The sequence below is a fragment of the Collimonas sp. genome, assembly GCF_035566375.1.
In the GTDB taxonomy this organism is placed as follows: Bacteria; Pseudomonadota; Gammaproteobacteria; order Burkholderiales; family Burkholderiaceae_D; genus Collimonas.
Map to the genome: position 1 here is coordinate 33,717 of NZ_DATMRK010000074.1, position 17,494 is coordinate 51,210.

The window sequence follows — 17,494 nt, forward strand, 5'->3', positions numbered from 1 at the left end:
TGCGAATTCCATGGCTGATGTTTAAGACTGTTGCAGAGCTTGCATGCGCTTTTGCGCGGATTCCAGAAGATCGAAATCCTGCGGAAAATCGTCCACCTGCACGCTGATATCGCCGCAACGCGCAAAATCCTGCAAGACCTGCTGCTCTTGCTCGGTAATCTCGCCACTGGCGGCCGCGGCCGTTATCCAGTGCGGCATCTCGATCAGGCTTTGCGGCAGCGGCGCCAGCGTACCTGCCTGGATCGCCGGCTTGAGCCGTGCTTCGATTGCAGTCACCTGCGGGATCAACTGAAACGCCAGCTCGCCAAAAGCGTGCGGCGATTGCTCGACGCCTGGCATAAACATGCCGGCAGTCAAACGGTCACGACTGTCGCCGTTGGTTTGCATGATCCGCGCCACCGTACTGTCCAGCGCATCCGATGGCAGTTTGTATGGCCGCCCGAAAGGAAAGGCGATGAAACGCAACAAGACTGCCAGCACGCGATTCGGGAAATTATCCAGCACGCCAAGGTAGGCTTCCTGCGCCTGGTGCAAGGCGTCTTGTATGGCCCAATGCACATAGGGCAAATCTTCCTGCTGCCGGCCGTCGTCTTCGTAGCGCTTGAGTACGCTGGACACCAGATACAGCTGCGACAAAATATCGCCCAGCCGGGCGGAAATCCGCTCGCGGAATTTCAGCGAGCCGCCAAGTACGAACATCGACATATCGCTCAGCAGTGCGAACGCCGCCGACATGCGGTTAACCGCGCGGTAAAAATGCCGCAGCTCCGGCGGCGCTGCACGCGGTGCGCTGGGCAGGCTACCGCTAGTCAGTCCAGCCGACAAGGTCCGTGAAAAATTGGCGAAGATAAAACTGATGTGCGCAAAGAACGCCTGGTCGAAATCGGCCAGCGCCTTGCCTTGATCGGTCTCGCCGGCTGCCGCCATTTCCTTCAACACATAGGGATGACAACGAATCGCGCCTTGGCCGAAAATGATCAGGCAACGTGTCAGGATATTCGCGCCTTCAACCGTAATTGCAATCGGCATCTGTTGGTAGCTGCGCGCCAGGAAATTATTCGGCCCCATGCAAATGCCTTTACCGCCCAGCACATCCATGCCGGCATTCACCAACACCCGGCCGCGCTCGGTCACGTGGTATTTGGAAATGGCTGAAATCACGGAAGGTTTTTCGCCGGCGTCCACCGCCAGCGCCGACAACCGGCGCACCGCGTCCATCAGATACAGGTTGCCGCCCATGCGCGCCAGCATTTCGTGTATCCCTTCAAATTTTCCGATCGGGATCCGGAATTGGTGACGCATCGCGGCATAGGCACTGGTGCCGCGCACCGCCAGCTTGGAAAAGCCGACCGTCGACGATGGCAAGGAAATTGCCCGGCCGGCGGCCAGGCACTCCATCAGCATGCGCCAGCCCTTGCCAATCTGTTCGCGGCCGCCGATCACCCAGTCGAGCGGGATGAAAACGTGCTTACCGGAAGTCGGGCCGTTCTGGAACACCGCATTCAAGGGCCAATGACGACGCCCGGTCACCACGCCGGGATGATTGACAGGAATCAGCGCGCAGGTGATGCCCAGATCTACCGTGCCTGCAGCACCATCGCCGGCCAGCAACTGATCCGGATCCTGGACCCGGAACGCCAGCCCCAGCACCGTCGCCACCGGCGCCAGCGTGATGTAGCGCTTGTCCCAGGTGATCCGGAAACCGAGCATTTCCTGGCCGTCGTAGCTGCCCATGCACACCACGCCGACATCCGGGATCGCCGCGGCGTCGGAACCGGCGTAAGGACTGGTCAAGGCAAAACACGGGATTTCCTCGCCGGCCGCCAAGCGTGGCAGGAAATAATCCTTTTGCACTTCAGTGCCATATTGCAGCAGCAGCTCTGCGGGACCCAGCGAGTTCGGCACCATCACTGAAATCGCGGCAGCCGAACAATGCGACGACAACTTCATGATCACCTGCGAATGCATGTAGGCAGAGAATTCCTTGCCGCCATATTGCTTGGGAATGATCATGCCGAGAAAACCTTTGTCTTTCACGAACTGCCAAGCCTGCGGCGACAGATCCTGCCAGACTTCGGTGCTTTCCCAGTCGCTGATCAAGCCGCACAACTGCTCGACTTCGTTATCGAAGAAGGCCTGTTCTTCAGCAGTCAATTTCGGCGCCGCCAGTTGCAGCAATTTGTCCCAGGCTGGCTTGCCGGAAAACAATTCGGCATCCCACCAGGTGGTGCCAGCCTCGATCGCGTCGCGTTCGGTCTGCGACATGCGCGGCAAAATGCGCTGGAATACTGCCAGTATCGGGCGGCTCAGCAAGGCGTAGCGCAGTGGTTTGAGCGCCACGATCAAAGCAGGGATCACCAGCAGCAGCGCCAGCAGTATCGCTGCCAGCAGGCCAATCCCCGCAAACCGGAAACCGCCTGCTATCCAGAGCAGAATGGCAAGCAGCCAAAACCAGGCGTTCACGCGCAACTGCATTAATGCCATAGCGCCGACCAGCAACGCTGCGATCCAATAGAACATGTTGACTCCCAATTTGGCGATTCATCGAGCGACAAATCTTGAACATAACCGACACGGGCTAAAACGCGGCTATAAGATAGGACCAGATAGGACCGGACTGAATGTGGAACCGGCATGCCAGACAATGGAAGCGTCTGGCGATCTGACCCGGCATTTCTTTAATCTTTGGTCACTTTTTGAACCGGGAAAGTTCACGGGAAGCAAATTTAAATGTTAAAAAACACTCATTTAGCCTATCCTAGGCGGTTGTTTGGCGACAAATGACAATGATTTCCAACGGGCAACATGCAACGCTTTGTAAATCTTTGTATCCATTTGTCAACCTTACTATAGAATCGCGCGTTACGTGGTATGTAAACTTGTGCGGCCTTATGAGAAAACCTAAAACCACCGGGCACACAGCCCGCTGCCGCCGCCATAAATAAAATACCTGTAGCCAGCGCATAATAAGCCAGCAGGCAGCCATCAACCCCTATCAGACAAGTTACAAGAGCACACGCCTTTCATGAATAATTTAATTTTGATGACCGGTGCGACCGGCTTTCTAGGTGGCGCCAATGCAGTTGAGGCAATTCATCGCGGGCTAGGTAAAAATCTGCTGCTGCTGGCACGTGCGGAAACGCCAGAGGCGGCGCATGCTCGAGTCATCGAGAATTTACAGCTGTTGGGCGCAAGTGCAGCCGACATAGCGCAAATCAGCGTCGATCAAATCCTCTGCTCCGACTTGTCGGAACTTGATAATGTCAGCAACGATCCGCGCCTGGACCAGGTGTCGGTAGTGATCCATTCAGCTGCCCTCGCGACTTTCTCGAACCACCCTTTGCTCGAAAAAATCAATGTTGACGGCAGCCTGGCGCTTGGCAAGCTGATGCATCGGCGGCCGGCCTTGAAGCGTTTCATGTACATCGGCACAGCAATGGCGTGCGGCGAAGGCGCCGGCATCAACGCCGTGGTCAAAGAACGCATCGACTTGCCTCTCGGCGACGAACATCTGGTGGCATATACCCGCTCCAAGGCATTGGGCGAGAAAAAATTGCGCGAGACGTATCCTGACCTGCCGCTGGTGTATGTCAGGCCGTCGATCATTGTCGGCCATACCGTGCTGGGCTGCGCACCCTCGCAAAGTATTTTCTGGGTCTTCATGGTCTGGCAATTGCTGGGGGCACTAACCACCGCCCTCGACGAAAAAGTCGATGTAGTGCCGGTTGACTGGTGCGCGCAAGCCATCATCGATCTGGCCCAAAAAGATACCCTGACACACAACGTATTCCATATTTCGGCCGGCCTCGGCTCCAGCGTATCGTTCCGTGAAATCGACCTGGTGCTGGCGGCTGCCCGTGGCATCGAACCGATTGGCGCCACATACAAGCAAATCACGCCAGACGCCATCGCTACCCTATTGCCACGCATGCGCGAATGCATACCTGAATGCAATGACCGCCTGCTACTGCGCGCGCTCAAACTGTATGGCGCTTTTGCTGGACTGAATTATGTATTTAGCAATGAAAACCTGCTGGCTGAAGGGATCCGTCCTGCGCCACGATTTACCGATTACATTCCGCTTTGCGTCGAGTCGGCAAGACACATCCCGATTGCCGAACAGATGAAGTGGGACTTCAAATAGATTTTTACAATATCTCACATTGCTTGTGCATCTATCTGTTGCCCGTTGTGGCCATTCCGTTAGAATTGCCTACTAAAATCAACAGAGGAAGCAGCCATGAAATGGGAAGGCAATCGGGAAAGCGACAACGTCGAAGACCGCCGCGGTGATGATGACGGTAGTAGTGGCGGCGGCGGTTTTGGATTTGGCGGCGGCCGTTCCATCGGCCTCGGCACTATCGCCATTGCACTGGTGGCGTCGTATTTCTTTGGCATCAGCCCGACTACCGTACTGAGCCTGTTGAGCGGCGGGCCGGTCAGCCAGCCGCAATCGCAGCAAGCTCCGAGACCAAACCGCACCGGGCCAGCTGAAGATCGGCAGACCAAGTTCGTGCGCACTGTACTGGCTGACACCGAAGACGTCTGGAGCCAAATTTTCCGCGCCAACGGCAAGACATATCCAGCGCCGACCCTGGTGCTGTTTTCCCACGCGACCCAAACTGCCTGCGGTACCGGCCAGACGGCTTCCGGTCCCTTTTACTGCCCCGGTGATCGCAAGGTATACATCGACCTCAGCTTTTATCAGCTGATGCAACAACGCTTTCATGTATCCGGCGAATTTGCCCAGGCATATGTGATCGCCCATGAAGTCGGCCATCATGTGCAGAACCTGATGGGCATCATGGACAAGGTCAATAGCGCCGAGCGCAAGATGTCGAAGGCACAGGCGAACGCGATGTCGGTGCGGCTCGAACTGCAAGCAGATTGCCTGGCTGGCGTCTGGGCCTTCCACGCCAACCAGGCGCGCAGCATCCTGGAGCAAGGTGATGTCGAAGGTGCTCTCAACGCCGCTACCGCGATCGGCGACGACGCCCTGCAAAAACAGGCGCAGGGTTATGTAGTGCCGGACTCATTCACCCACGGCACTTCGGCGCAACGGGTGCGTTGGTTCAAACAAGGCGTTAGCACCGGCGAAGTGAAATCCTGCAATACGTTTGAAGTAAAGACGCTGTAAAGAACGCGGCTGCAACAAACGTATCCCAACCCAAAACTGGAACACATCCCGGAGAATTCCATGACGATTGCTTACTGGTGCGTACTGATTGCGGGATTGATGCCGTTGTTCACGGTCGCGATCGCCAAGCGCGGCCGTCCTGACTTTGACAACGCCGAACCACGCGCCTGGCTGGAGAAACAATCAGGCCTGCGGCGTCGTGCCGATTATGCGCATCGCAATCATTTCGAGGCGTTCCCGTTTTTTGCGGCTGGCGTGATCATTGCGCAGCAGGTGCACGCCGCGCAAAACATGCTGAATTTGCTGGCGCTGATATTTATTGTCGCCCGCGTCACTTACACCATCCTGTATCTGAAAGACCGCCCTTCCCAGCGCTCGGCTGTCTGGGGCATTTCGTTCCTGGCCGCGATTGGTTTGTTCGTACTGGCGGGACTGACTCATTAAGACTGTTCTTTGAGACTGTCCATCGAGATTGATCTATTAAATTAAATAGTTGCAACATGTCGCATCAAGCCACCATTCAACTTCTACGCGACGCCCTAAGCGCATTGCAGAACAAGCGCAGCACCGTAGCGGCCCTGTGTCAGACCTGGCGCGCGCAAACCGCACTGCTGTCGGTGTTGCCGCCACGCTTCGCGGAAGTCGCAGAAAATTTTCTCGGACGGTTGGAAGCCGGCAGCCTGTTCAGCGAAGAAAGCTGCTCGTTCAGCCAGCAGGACTTGCTGGATAACTTGCACGTCTGGCTGGATCAGGCGCAGCTGGCGCTGAACCGCATGGCCAGCAGCACCTAAATACTTATTTACCTCCATCGGAACACTATGCAACAACTGGAATTACGCCTCAATAGCGATTACGTCGAACTCAATCAACTGCTCAAGCTGACCGGCGTGTGCGACAGCGGCGGCGCCGGCAAGGCGCTGGTCGCCAGCGGCGTGGTAGCGGTCGACGGCAAAATCGAACTGCGCAAGACCTGCAAGATCCACGCTGGACAAAAAGTCACCATCGGCGATCTTCTTATCTACGTGCTGCCCCGACGCAGCGCACCTTGATCGTTAGCCTGCGCTTGCAAGCAATCATCAGGTAGAGCGGACACAAGGGATGGAAAATATTCAAGCGATCAGGGAATTCTGGTTTGGCAATAATCCGGACGACGCAGTCACTGCCAAGCAGCAAGCCAGCCTTTGGTGGGGGAAAAACCCGGACCTCGATTTACAGATCAAGCAGCGCTTCGAAACAAGCTTGTTGGCGGCCGGGGAAAACCAGTTGGCAGAGTGGGAAAACACAGCGCAAGGCATCCTTGCGCTGGTTCTGCTGACCGATCAGTTCCCACGCAACATCTACCGTAATACGCCACGCTCATTCGCTTTCGATGCGCTGGCGCGGGGCTTTTGCCGGCGCGGCCTGCAAGCGGATTTTTACGGCGCATTGCGCCCGATCGAACGCAGCTTCCTGCACTTGCCGCTGACCCATTCAGAACAGCTGGAAGACCAGGAGCAGGCGGTAATGCTGGCCGCTGCGCTGGTCGAACAAGTCGCGCCAAGCCAGAAGGAGTGCTTTGCCGGCTACCTGTCATTCGCCATTCGACATCGCGATATCATCGCCCGCTTCGGCCGCTTCCCGCATCGAAACAGTATCCTGCAACGCCAGTCAACACCTGAAGAACTGCTCTTCCTGCAGCAGCCCGGATCGTCTTTTTAAACGCCTTACAAAGCGACGTTCAAGGGAATTTTCAGATAACTGACGCCATTCTCCTCCGCCGCCGGCAAAACGCCGGCACAGATATTGAGTTGTATCGACGGCAGCATCAGGGTCGGCAAGGTCAGCGTGGCGTCGCGCTGGTTACGCATGGCGATGAATTCGTTTTCGCTGACGCCGTCGCGCACGTGGATGTTTTTCGCCCGTTGTTCGGCGACTGTTGCCTCGCAAGCCGGCTGCCGGCCGTCAGGTGGATAGTCGTGGCAGACGAACAACCGGGTCGACGGCGGCAAACTCAACAAGCGGCTCACTGACCGATACAGGCTGTTGGCGCTGCCGCCAGGGAAATCGCAGCGCGCGGTGCCGAGGTCCGGCATGAACAGCGTGTCGCCGACAAACACCACATCCTGCTCCACCAGATAAGCCATGTCGGCCGGCGTGTGTCCCGGCACATGCAGCGCTTGCGCACGCAAGTTGCCGATATAAAAAATCTCGTCTGGCGCGAACAAATGGTCGAACTGGGCGCCGTCCAGCAAAAATTCCGACTGCAGATTGAAGATTTTTTTGAAGACTCCCTGAACCGCCTTGATCTGATCGCCGATGGCGATTGCGCCGCCCAGATGCTGGCGCAGATAGGGCGCTGCCGAGATGTGATCGGCATGGGCATGGGTTTCCAGCAACCATTGCACCTTCAAGTCCTTGCTGCGCACGAACTCAATGACACGATCGGCCGCTGCGGTGGAAGTGCGACCGGCAATCGGATCGTAATCGAGGACCGAATCGATAATCGCGCACTCGCTGCCGCTCGCGGCATAAACCACGTAGGTAAACGTGGCAGTATTCTGATCAAAAATAACTTCTATTTGTGGACTTGCCATCTAACCGCATCCTTGACTTAACACGACGTAAATATATACAAACATTTGCAGCATTGACAGATATCCAATTTATCTCATATTATTAACAATCCGCCAAGTAGCAACCCAAGGTCAGTCCCAGACTTCTATCAGTCCGCCCAGGCGCATGCAAAACATCATTATCCACGCCTTCCCGCGTCGCCAACGGTTTTGCCCGCATTAACTACCGCCACGATCGCGACTGCAAGCACCTCTATGCCGCACTCGCTTGCCAGGATTTGGCGGGGAATAAGTAAGCTCGAATAAAACCCAAGTAAGTAGTGCCACCCAGTAGTGCCACCCGCCTATCACGATGGAATCATCAGCTATGAACTTAAATATCATCAAGCATAACGACTTATTTTCAACTGCCGGTCAAATCGCCCCGGAAGACTTGCCCGCTATTGTAGCGGCCGGCTACAAGTCGGTGATTTGCAATCGTCCTGATGCAGAAGACGGCGGCCGGCACGTCAGCAGCAGCGAACTGGCCGCAGCCTGCGCGGCGCATGGCCTGGCCTTCGACTACCTGCCGGCTGACGCCACCCACCTCAGTAAGGAACATGGCGTAGCGCTGCGTCAGTTACTCGCCGACATGCCCGGCCCGGTCCTGGCCTTTTGCCGCACCGGAAATCGTTCGACAAATATCTTCAGGCTGGCAAATAGCATCGACACGCCGATCCAGGCAACAGGAGCCGCGAACGACAAACTCACGCAGTATGAAATCGTGATTGTCGGCGCTGGTTCCGCTGGCATCGCGGCTGCCAGCAGCTTGCTAAAGCGCGCGCCCAATGCACAGATCGCGATCATCGATCCCAGCAGCCAGCATTATTACCAACCAGCCTGGACGCTGGTTGGGCGCGGCGTTTTCGATAGCAAAAAAACCGTGCGGCCGATGGCTTCGCTGATACCTGAAGGCGCGCAGTGGGTACAGCATGCTGTGTCGGAATTCCTGCCGGATCACAACCGCGTCCGCCTCGACAACGGCGACCTGATCGCCTATCGGCAGCTGATTGTCTGCCCCGGCCTGCGACTGGCCTGGGAAAAAATAGAAGGCTTGCAACAAACCCTGGGCAGGAACGGCGTCACCTCGAACTACCGTTACGATCTGGCGCCCTATACCTGGCAACTGGTGTCTCAATTAAAACAAGGCAAGGCACTGTTTTCACAACCGGCAATGCCGATCAAATGCGCCGGCGCGCCGCAAAAAGCCATGTATCTCTCGTGCGACTACTGGCTGCGCCAGGGCGCACTAAAGCAGATAGAAGTCGAATTCCATAATGCAGGCACCGCCCTGTTCGGCGTCGCTGCATTTGTGCCGCCGCTGATGCGCTATGTCAAAAAATATCAGGCACACCTGGTATTCGAATCGACCCTGGTCAAAGTCGATGGCGAAAAAAAACTGGCCTGGTTCGATATCAAGGATGGCGCCGGCAACATCAGCCGCCAGGAAAAACCGTTTGACATGTTGCACGCGGTGCCGCCACAGGTGGCTCCCGATGCAGTGCGCAACAGCCCCTTGGCTAATCTCGACGGCTGGTGCGAAGTCGATCCGGCCTCGCTGCAGCATGTGCGCTATCGGAATGTGTTCGCACTGGGAGATGCCTGCTCAACCAGCAATGCAAAAACGGTGGCGGCAATCCGCAAACAAGCTGTGGTGGTAACACACAACCTGCTCGCCGTACGTACTGGAAAAGCGCTTAGCGCGCGTTATGACGGTTATAGCGCCTGTCCGCTTACTGTCGAAAAGGGCAAGGTAATATTGGCCGAGTTCGGTTATGGCGGCAAGCTGCTGCCGACTTTCCGCCTCGACCCGACCATCGCGCGCCGCAGTGCCTGGTTCCTGAAGACCGCTGTGATGCCCTGGATCTATTGGAAGCTGATGCTCAAGGGCAAAGAGTGGCTGACGAAATCCTCGGCGTCTGCAGAGAATCCGTGACGCCAGCGGCGCAACAACGATAAACTCAACGCAATGCCCGCAACAGCCTCAAGCCGTTAAACACCACCAGCAAGCTTGCTCCCATGTCGGCGAACACCGCCATCCACAGCGTCGCTTCACCGCTCAGGGCCAGCACCAGAAAGGCCGCCTTGATGCCGAGCGCCACGGTGATATTTTGCATCAGCACCGTGTGCGTCTTTTTACTTAAGCGAATGAATGCCGCAATCTTGCGCAGGTCGTCATCCATCAGCGCCACGTCGGCGGTTTCCAGCGCCGTATCGCTGCCCGCCGCACCCATCGCAAAGCCGATGTTGGCTTGCGCCAGCGCCGGCGCATCGTTGATGCCGTCCCCCACCATGCCGACGCAGCCGTAGCGCTGACGCAGATCGTTGACGGCGTTGCGCTTGTCCTGCGGCAGCTGGTCGCCACGGGCGTCGCTGATGCCGACCTGGGTCGCGATGGCTTGTGCGGTATGCGCGTTGTCACCCGTCAGCATGACTGCCTCGACCCCGATCGCATGCAAGCCGGCCACCGCTTCAACTGCGGTGTCGCGTATCGTATCGGCTACCGCCAGGATCAGCAGAGCTTGCGTGGCGGAGCATAGCACCACCGTGGTTTTGCCCTCGCTCTCTAACGCCGACAAACGTGCCTCCAGGGCCGGGCTGCAGATATTCATCTCATGCACCAGCCGATGATTGCCCAGATAGAATTGCTGACCGTCGATATCGCCCTGCACGCCGCGGCCAGTGAGCGCTTCAAAAGCGCTCACCTCAAACAATGCCTCAGCATCGCCCGATGCTTGCCAGTGCGCCGCCACCGCAGCCGATACAGGATGATCGGAACGGCTGGCCAGACTAGCCGCCTGGCGCTGCAATTGCAACAGGCGGCTGCCGTTAGCATCGGCTAAGGGCTGCACCAGTTGCACATCGGTGACGCGCGGCTTGCCCAATGTCAGCGTGCCGGTTTTGTCCAGTGCCAGCGCCTTGATCTTGCGCCCCAACTCCAGATACACCCCGCCCTTGATCAGCACACCGTTCCTGGCCGCGGCCGCCAAGCCGCTGACCACCGTCACTGGCGTGGAGATCACCAGCGCGCAAGGACAGGCAATCACCAGCAACACCAAAGCCTTGTACAGCCATGGATAAAACGCCAGACCCATCAGCAACGGCGGCAAGGTGGCAACCAGTATCGCGGCCAGTACCACTACCGGAATGTAATAACGCGCGAACTGATCGACGAAGCGCTGAGTCGGCGCCCGCTCGCCCTGCGCCTGTTGCACGCTTTTGATGATGCGCGCCAGGGTCGAATTGGCTTGCAGCGCAGTCACCCGATAAACAAAGGAGCCGCGCTCGTTGATGGTGCCGGCAAATACCTGATCGCCGGCCTGCTTTTCCACCGGCATGCTCTCGCCGGTAATTGCCGCCTGGTTGATGGTGCTCTGGCCTTCTGTCACCTGCCCATCCAAGGGCACCCGCGCACCCGGCTTGACGCGGATCAGCGCAGCCAGCGCCACCTCGCCGGTGGCAACTTCACGCCACTCACCATCGGCGCCCTGCACCGTCGCCACATCCGGCGCCATCGCCATCAATCCCTTGATCGCATTGCGGGCCCGGTCAAGCGACAAAGCTTCGATCATTTCCGCCAATGCGAACAAGAAGATCACGACCGCAGCTTCCGGCCATTGGCCGATGATGGCAGCGCCGATCACCGCCAGCGACATCAGGAAATTCATGTTCAAGGAGAAATTGCGCAGTGCGATCCAGCCCTTTTTCAGCGTATCCAGACCGCCGCTCAAGATCGCAATCAGCGCCAGGCTGATCACTAGCCACGAACTATCCTGGCCGCCGCTCCAGACCACGACCTCGGCGCCGACGGCGGTAATGCCGGAGAGGGCCATCAGCAGCCATTTTTTTCTGGAGATCTTGAAAGCGCCATCACCCATGCCTTCGGTTAAATCGACCGCGCCGGTCAGCGTGTCCGATTTAAGCGCCGGCTCCATGTCCAGCGCTTTCAAGGTGGCGATGATGGCGTCGACCGACGGCAGACGATGCTGGACCGTCAGCTCGCGCTGGATCAGATTGAATTGCATGGCCACGATCCCGGCCATGCCTCTGAGCCGGTCCCTGATCAATTTTTCTTCAGTCGGGCAATCCATGTTCTGAATCAGGAACACCGCCTGCTCGGCGCCGGCAGCCAATGGCTGATGACCGACAGCGAACGCGCCCGCATCTGCCTGTGCATGCTCATGCTTGTGATCGTGCTTGTGATCGTGCTTGTGATCGTGCTTATGATCGTGCTTATGATCGTGACCATGCCGATGATCCTGATGGTCGTGTTCGCAACGGCCCATGGTGTTCTCCTTGACTCGGGTTTTAATAACGCAATCGCATACTCCTTGCGCATTTGAAACCCTGTAGCTACTATAAGGTCAAGGATTTATCTTGAAATAACCCCGGAAAGGGCAAGCATGAGCGCAACTTCACTCAAAATCGGAGAGCTGGCCAGTCACGCCGGCTGCCCGGTGGAAACCATCCGCTATTACGAACGCGAAGGCTTGCTGCCGCTGGCGGCACGCTCTCAAAACAATTACCGCGTATATGGACAGGCGCATATCGAGCGCTTGCAATTCATCCGCCATTGCCGCTCACTGGACATGACGCTGGATGAAGTGCGCAGATTATTGCAGTTTCGCGATCTGCCGGAAGACAATTGCGCCGAAGTAAACACATTGCTAGACCACCATATCGACCACGTTGCCGATCGCATCAGCGAATTGAAGGCATTGCAATCGCAGCTGAAACAATTGCGCAAGCAATGCCAAAAAAGCCAGGCAGCCAAGGATTGTGGCATTCTGCAAGGTCTGGCCAACATGGAAGACGAAGCGCCCGCCAATCTTGGCAGTCACGGCGGCGGCGTCCATTGAACCACTCGCTCAGCGGCGCCAGATTCCCCACCGCACACCAATAAGAAGATGAATATACACTCCGACGATCTGCGGATTTTTATCGCCGTGGTTGACTGCGGCACACTCAGCGCCGCCGCCGAACAACTGGGCCAGACCACATCAGGTCTTAGCCGTGCATTGTCGCGGCTGGAGCAGAAGCTGGCCACCTCGCTCCTGACCCGCACCACGCGTCGCATGGAGCTGACTGAAGAAGGCCATCTTTTCCTGGAAAAGGCGCGCACGATTATCGCAGCAATGGAAGAAGCCGAAGAGGCTATCCAGGTGCGCCATCAAAGACCGTCGGGACGCTTGCGGGTGGACGCTTCGCCGCCCTTCATGCTGCATTGCATAGTGCCGCACATTGCCGAATTCCGGCACAACTATCCCGACATTACACTTGAGCTGACCAGCAACGACCAGAACATCGACTTGCTGCAGCAGCGCACCGACATCGCCATCCGCCACGGCGCATTGCAAGATTCGATGCTGCATGCACGCCGGCTGGGAGCAAGCCTGCTGCACGTCGTCGCCAGCCCCGAGTACCTGCGCGCGCATGGCACGCCAGGCAGCGCCGAGGAGCTGAAGCAACATCAATTGATTGGCTTCACGCAACCGGAATCGCTGAATACCTGGCCGCTGCGACAGCAGCAGGAAGAGAGCCTGACGATCAGCCCCACGCTGCTGGCGTCCGGCGGCGAAACCATACGCCAGCTGGCCTTGCATGGATTAGGGATTGCCTGCCTGTCGGCTTTCATGGTCCGCGAAGATATCGCCCAAGGGACGTTGGTCGACATCCTCGCAAGTCACAACAATGGCTACCGCCAGCAAATTCACGCGGTGTATTACAGGAACACCCAGCTGGCGCGGCGCATCACATGCTTTCTCGATTTCCTTCAACTCAAACTTTAGGGTTTTGCCGGAGCGCCAGCAACCAATGCTCAATTAGCGTGGGATTGCTCGCTATCCAGATGTTCCATCATTACCGGCGCATAACGTTCGCCGGCGATGGCGTCGGCTGGTACGGCTAACTCGATCCTGGCCAGATCGTCGGTGCTTAACTGAATATTCAGTGCCCCCAGCGATTCAGCCAGCCGGTCACGGCGACGTGCGCCGACCAGCGGCACGATATCCTTGCCGCGCGACATTACCCACGCAATCGCAATCTGCGCCATTGTCGCCTGCTTGTCGGCCGCGATGGCGCGCAAGGCTTCCAGCAAAGCCAGGTTATGTCCGAGATTGTCGCTGCTGAAACGCGGACTGCGACCACGAAAATCTCCGGGCGAGAAAGATTTGTCCTTGCCCCAGTGACCGCTGATCAAGCCGCGCGACAGCACGCCGTAGGCGGTTATGCCGATACCAAGCTCACGGCAAACCGGCAATATCTCGGCTTCGATGCCGCGCGAGATCAGCGAATATTCAATCTGCAGATCCGCAATCGGATGCACGGCCTGCGCCCGGCGCAGAGTGTGCGCACCGACTTCAGACAAGCCAATGTGGCGCACGTACCCTGCTTTCACCATATCGGCGATAGCGCCCACCGTTTCTTCGATCGGCACCGCCGGATCGAGCCGCGCCGGGCGGTAGATATCTATGTGGTCGGTGCCGAGCCGGCGCAAGGTGTAAGCCAGGGAATTTTTCACCGCCTCAGGCCGGCCGTCGATGCCGCTCCAGCCGCCGGCAGGATCGCGCATGGCGCCAAATTTGACGCTGAGCAATACCTGATCGCGATTGCGCGTGCGCAGCGCCTCCCGGATCAGCATCTCGTTATGTCCCATGCCGTAAAAATCGCCGGTATCCAGCAAGGTAATGCCGGCGTCGATAGCTGCATGCAGCGTGGCGATACTTTCATTTTCATCGGCTGGTCCGTACAAATCGGACATGCCCATGCAACCGAGGCCGATGACGGAAGATTGCGGGCCAGTGCTGCCTAATTTTTGCGTTTTCATCATGACATCCTTATGTGATTTATTTGACGGCAGCTAAAGTGGAAACCAGATCCGTCTGCCTTGAAAACATTATTGCCCACACTAATTCAATAATAAATGAGCATAAAATGATTTCTTTATTCGAAAATCACAAATAATCGGAACAGCCATGGATAGGATTCAGGCAATGGAGGTTTTCTCGCGCGTCGCTGAATTGGGCAGCTTCAGCCGCGCGGCCGAGCAGTTGAACCTGCCGCCGGCCACCGTCACCAACGCGGTCCAGGCGCTGGAGAAGCACCTCGGGGTGCGTCTGTTGCAGCGAACCACGCGCAAGGTGACGCTGACCGATGAAGGCATCACCTACTTCGATCGCTGCACGCGATTATTGGCCGAATTCGAAGATGTCGACGCCCTGTTTCAACGCGACCAGCTACAGCCGCGCGGCGTGATCCGGGTCGATCTGCCCGAGCGCCTGGCGCATATGGTGGTGATTCCTGCGCTGCCCGATTTTTTTGCGCTGCAGCCGAATCTGCGGCTCAAGCTGAGCGCCACCGATCGTTTTGTCGACCTGATTGGCGAAGCGGTTGACTGTGTGGTACGGGTCGGCGCGCTCAGCGATTCAAGTCTGATCGCGCGTCGCATCGGCAGCTTGGAGCAGATCAACTGCGCCGCCAAATCCTATCTGGATCGCTACGGCCGGCCGCAAACCTTGAGCGATTTGCAGCATCACGTGGTGGTCAATTTCTTTTCCAGCCGTACCGGACGCGATCTGGGCTGGGAATACATGGAGGATGGCGAGCCGCGTTTTCTGAAACTTCCAAGCCTGATTTCGGTGGCCAGTTCGGATGCTTACCTGGCTAGTTGCAGCGCCGGCTTGGGGTTGATACAAGCGCCGCGCTTTGGTTTGGAAGAATTGCTGAAGAGCGGCGCCGTTGAAGAAGTGCTGCCGGATTTCAAACCGGCGCCACTGCCGATATCCGTGGTGTATGCGCACAACAAACATCTGTCGCCGCGAGTGCGGGTGTTTGTCGACTGGATCGCGAAATTGCTGGCTGCTCGCTATAGCTGAACTGAGCTGAACTGAACTGAACTGAGCCAACCCTTCAGAGTCGGCTCAGTCATTGAGAAACTAGGCAGAGGCTGCCTGCTGCGCAATCCAGCTGTTTATCTGCGTTTCCAGCATCTCCAGCGGCAAAGCGCCGTTGTCGATGACCGCATTATTAAAGCGCCGCAGATCAAATTTGCTGCCCAACTGCTGCTGCGCTTTTTCACGCAAGGCCTTGATTTTCAACTGGCCGATCTTATAGCCCAGAGCCTGGCCGGGATCGACGATGTAACGATCGATTTCAACCTGGTTGTCGTGCGGTGGATTGGCTGTATTCACATTCATATAGTCAATCGCCTGTTGCCGCGTCCAGCCAAGTGCATGCATGCCGGTATCCACCACCAGGCGGGCAGCCCTGAACAGCTCGTCGTTGAGATGCCCGAATTTCGAATAAGGATCGGTATAGAAACCCATTTCGCCGCCCAGGCTTTCAGCATACAGCGCCCAGCCTTCGCCGAACGCGACATACCAGCCGAAGCGGCGGAACTCAGGCAAACCTTTGATTTCGTGGGCGCGCGCGGTCTGCAAGTGATGGCCCGGCACCGATTCATGCAAAGTCAAAGTTTCCATTTCCCATTTGGGACGCGAATCCAGCTTCGACAGGTTGGCGACAAAATACCCTGGCCGTGAACCGTCCGGCGTGCCCGGTTCGTAATAGGCGCCCGCCTGGTTCTCGGCTCCCACTTCCGGCACCGGCTTCACATCGACCGCGGCGCGCGGAATATCGGCAAAAAAACGCGGCAACTGCGCAGAAGATTTTTTGATGATGTCCTTGTAACCGGCCAGCAGGTCTTCCGGTTTGGTGTAATAGAAACGTGGATCGGTATTCAGGAAAGTGATGAATTCTGCGAACGTGCCTTTGAAACCGGTTTGTTGCATCACCAACTTCATTTCTGCTTGAATCCGCGCCACCTCCTGCAAGCCGACCTCATGGATTTCCTGCGGCGTCATGCTGGTGGTTGTATTTTCCTTGACCTTGTACGCGTAATACGCCGCGCCGCCGGGTAAACCCGAGGCCGCGATGCTATCGCGGCAAGCCGGCAGGTAGTTATCGCTGATGTAGGCATCCAGCTTGCGGAACGCCGGCGCCACAGCTTGCTGCAACAAGCGCTGGCCTTCACGCGTCAGGCTGGCGCGTTGCGCCGCTGGAATCGATGCAGGCATGTCTTTGAACGGGGCCGCCAATGGGCTGCTGTCGAGCTTGGCGACAAATTCCTGCAGCTGCCCGGGAACCACGCTCATGGTGACTTTGGGCGCCACCCAACCGGCTTTGACGCCCTGCTGCAATTGCGCAATCACGCCGTCGACATATTTGGGCAATGCCCGCAAGCGCCCCAGGTAATTGCGATAGTCCTTGGCGGTATTAAACGGCGTTTGCGCAACCAGTTGCGGAAATTCGAACTGGACGCCGCTCAGCTGCGAGATCGGCTCCGGGTTGTATGGATAAAATTTGGCGGCCTGGATGTTTTTCTGTTTTTCATAGATGAACAGATCGTAAGACAGCAGATCCTGGCCGCTCAGCTTGCTGCGATCGATGCGCTTGGCTTGGACCAGCATCTGCTCCTGATGCGCATTGCCTGCCAGGCTGGCTGCCGGCGAGACGTCCGACAAACGGTCGTTGTAACGATTGTCGCCAACCGCGGTGGCAGCTTCAGGCGCGTGGCGCATGCTCCATTGCCAGTCGCTGTCAAACAGCACATTCAGTTGCTGCTGCGGGGTTGCAGCGTGACTGAACGGCGCCAGAAAAAATGTAAGAAGTACGGTAAGGAAAAAAGGGAATTTATGCATCCATGTCTCCGAAGATTAGCCCGCCATTCTATCAAACTAAACCGGAAAAATTTCCACATGGAAATCAA

General features: G+C 57.2%; 15 protein-coding genes. 10 read left to right on the top strand and 5 right to left on the bottom strand.

Annotated features, from left to right (window positions below):
* Window positions 1–21 precede the first annotated feature (21 nt).
* Complete coding sequence (locus tag VNZ60_RS22295; protein WP_325663115.1) at window positions 22–2,520, bottom strand: acyl-CoA dehydrogenase; 2,499 nt, start codon at window positions 2,518–2,520, stop codon at window positions 22–24.
* Window positions 2,521–3,025: 505 nt separating this feature from the next.
* On the opposite strand from VNZ60_RS22295, the gene VNZ60_RS22300 reads away from it, so the two are divergent.
* From VNZ60_RS22300 to VNZ60_RS22325, 6 genes are all read left to right on the top strand, one after another.
* A complete protein-coding gene (locus VNZ60_RS22300) occupies window positions 3,026–4,144 on the top strand; it encodes an SDR family oxidoreductase (RefSeq protein WP_325663117.1) in 1,119 nt (372 codons plus the stop codon).
* 96 nt (window positions 4,145–4,240) lie between these two features.
* The gene (gene ypfJ, locus VNZ60_RS22305) at window positions 4,241–5,137 is read left to right on the top strand and encodes a KPN_02809 family neutral zinc metallopeptidase (protein ID WP_325663119.1); all 897 of its coding nucleotides are present in this window, start codon (window positions 4,241–4,243) and stop codon (window positions 5,135–5,137) included.
* 60 nt (window positions 5,138–5,197) lie between these two features.
* The gene (locus VNZ60_RS22310; RefSeq protein ID WP_325663121.1) at window positions 5,198–5,581 is read left to right on the top strand and encodes an MAPEG family protein; all 384 of its coding nucleotides are present in this window, start codon (window positions 5,198–5,200) and stop codon (window positions 5,579–5,581) included.
* A gap of 56 nt (window positions 5,582–5,637) precedes the next feature.
* Complete coding sequence (locus tag VNZ60_RS22315; RefSeq protein WP_325663123.1) at window positions 5,638–5,928, top strand: hypothetical protein; 291 nt, start codon at window positions 5,638–5,640, stop codon at window positions 5,926–5,928.
* Window positions 5,929–5,955: 27 nt separating this feature from the next.
* Window positions 5,956–6,186 carry an RNA-binding S4 domain-containing protein gene (locus VNZ60_RS22320; protein ID WP_211462635.1) on the top strand — a complete coding sequence of 77 codons (231 nt, stop codon included), beginning with the start codon at window positions 5,956–5,958 and terminating at the stop codon, window positions 6,184–6,186.
* Window positions 6,187–6,235: 49 nt separating this feature from the next.
* Window positions 6,236–6,835, top strand: coding sequence for a DUF924 family protein (locus VNZ60_RS22325; protein WP_325663125.1), 600 nt, complete (start codon window positions 6,236–6,238; stop codon window positions 6,833–6,835).
* Window positions 6,836–6,840: 5 nt separating this feature from the next.
* Here the strand turns inward: VNZ60_RS22325 and VNZ60_RS22330 are convergent, their stop codons facing one another.
* The gene (locus VNZ60_RS22330) at window positions 6,841–7,710 is read right to left on the bottom strand and encodes an MBL fold metallo-hydrolase (protein ID WP_325663127.1); all 870 of its coding nucleotides are present in this window, start codon (window positions 7,708–7,710) and stop codon (window positions 6,841–6,843) included.
* A gap of 346 nt (window positions 7,711–8,056) precedes the next feature.
* Between VNZ60_RS22330 and VNZ60_RS22335 the strand changes: the two genes are divergently transcribed.
* Window positions 8,057–9,664 carry a bifunctional protein tyrosine phosphatase family protein/NAD(P)/FAD-dependent oxidoreductase gene (locus VNZ60_RS22335; RefSeq protein ID WP_325663129.1) on the top strand — a complete coding sequence of 536 codons (1,608 nt, stop codon included), beginning with the start codon at window positions 8,057–8,059 and terminating at the stop codon, window positions 9,662–9,664.
* A gap of 25 nt (window positions 9,665–9,689) precedes the next feature.
* Here the strand turns inward: VNZ60_RS22335 and VNZ60_RS22340 are convergent, their stop codons facing one another.
* Window positions 9,690–12,014, bottom strand: a complete 2,325-nt coding sequence (locus tag VNZ60_RS22340; protein ID WP_325663131.1) for a heavy metal translocating P-type ATPase — start codon at window positions 12,012–12,014, stop codon at window positions 9,690–9,692.
* Window positions 12,015–12,131: 117 nt separating this feature from the next.
* On the opposite strand from VNZ60_RS22340, the gene cadR reads away from it, so the two are divergent.
* Both cadR and VNZ60_RS22350 read left to right on the top strand, forming a co-directional pair.
* Complete coding sequence (gene cadR, locus VNZ60_RS22345) at window positions 12,132–12,587, top strand: Cd(II)/Pb(II)-responsive transcriptional regulator (protein ID WP_325663133.1); 456 nt, start codon at window positions 12,132–12,134, stop codon at window positions 12,585–12,587.
* Window positions 12,588–12,635: 48 nt separating this feature from the next.
* On the top strand, window positions 12,636–13,517 hold the full coding sequence (locus VNZ60_RS22350; RefSeq protein WP_325663135.1) for a LysR family transcriptional regulator: 882 nt from the start codon (window positions 12,636–12,638) through the stop codon (window positions 13,515–13,517).
* Between the two features lie 29 nt (window positions 13,518–13,546).
* On the opposite strand, the gene VNZ60_RS22355 is transcribed toward VNZ60_RS22350, so the two are convergent.
* Complete coding sequence (locus VNZ60_RS22355; RefSeq protein ID WP_325663376.1) at window positions 13,547–14,554, bottom strand: aldo/keto reductase; 1,008 nt, start codon at window positions 14,552–14,554, stop codon at window positions 13,547–13,549.
* Window positions 14,555–14,702: 148 nt separating this feature from the next.
* Here VNZ60_RS22355 and VNZ60_RS22360 point away from each other — a divergent pair, with 148 nt between their 5' ends.
* A complete protein-coding gene (locus VNZ60_RS22360) occupies window positions 14,703–15,602 on the top strand; it encodes a LysR family transcriptional regulator (protein WP_325663137.1) in 900 nt (299 codons plus the stop codon).
* 60 nt (window positions 15,603–15,662) lie between these two features.
* Here the strand turns inward: VNZ60_RS22360 and VNZ60_RS22365 are convergent, their stop codons facing one another.
* Window positions 15,663–17,426, bottom strand: a complete 1,764-nt coding sequence (locus VNZ60_RS22365; protein ID WP_325663138.1) for a DUF885 domain-containing protein — start codon at window positions 17,424–17,426, stop codon at window positions 15,663–15,665.
* Window positions 17,427–17,494 lie beyond the last annotated feature (68 nt).

Coding starts and splice junctions, on each gene's coding strand:
- ypfJ (WP_325663119.1), top strand. CDS start 4,241: ATGAAATGGGAAGGCAATCGGGAAAGCGACAACGTCGAAGACCGCCGC.
- cadR (WP_325663133.1), top strand. CDS start 12,132: ATGAGCGCAACTTCACTCAAAATCGGAGAGCTGGCCAGTCACGCCGGC.
- VNZ60_RS22310 (WP_325663121.1), top strand. CDS start 5,198: ATGACGATTGCTTACTGGTGCGTACTGATTGCGGGATTGATGCCGTTG.
- VNZ60_RS22350 (WP_325663135.1), top strand. CDS start 12,636: ATGAATATACACTCCGACGATCTGCGGATTTTTATCGCCGTGGTTGAC.
- VNZ60_RS22355 (WP_325663376.1), bottom strand. CDS start 14,554: ATGAAAACGCAAAAATTAGGCAGCACTGGCCCGCAATCTTCCGTCATC.
- VNZ60_RS22295 (WP_325663115.1), bottom strand. CDS start 2,520: ATGTTCTATTGGATCGCAGCGTTGCTGGTCGGCGCTATGGCATTAATG.
- VNZ60_RS22340 (WP_325663131.1), bottom strand. CDS start 12,014: ATGGGCCGTTGCGAACACGACCATCAGGATCATCGGCATGGTCACGAT.
- VNZ60_RS22325 (WP_325663125.1), top strand. CDS start 6,236: ATGGAAAATATTCAAGCGATCAGGGAATTCTGGTTTGGCAATAATCCG.
- VNZ60_RS22330 (WP_325663127.1), bottom strand. CDS start 7,710: ATGGCAAGTCCACAAATAGAAGTTATTTTTGATCAGAATACTGCCACG.
- VNZ60_RS22335 (WP_325663129.1), top strand. CDS start 8,057: ATGAACTTAAATATCATCAAGCATAACGACTTATTTTCAACTGCCGGT.
- VNZ60_RS22360 (WP_325663137.1), top strand. CDS start 14,703: ATGGATAGGATTCAGGCAATGGAGGTTTTCTCGCGCGTCGCTGAATTG.
- VNZ60_RS22320 (WP_211462635.1), top strand. CDS start 5,956: ATGCAACAACTGGAATTACGCCTCAATAGCGATTACGTCGAACTCAAT.
- VNZ60_RS22315 (WP_325663123.1), top strand. CDS start 5,638: ATGTCGCATCAAGCCACCATTCAACTTCTACGCGACGCCCTAAGCGCA.
- VNZ60_RS22300 (WP_325663117.1), top strand. CDS start 3,026: ATGAATAATTTAATTTTGATGACCGGTGCGACCGGCTTTCTAGGTGGC.
- VNZ60_RS22365 (WP_325663138.1), bottom strand. CDS start 17,426: ATGCATAAATTCCCTTTTTTCCTTACCGTACTTCTTACATTTTTTCTG.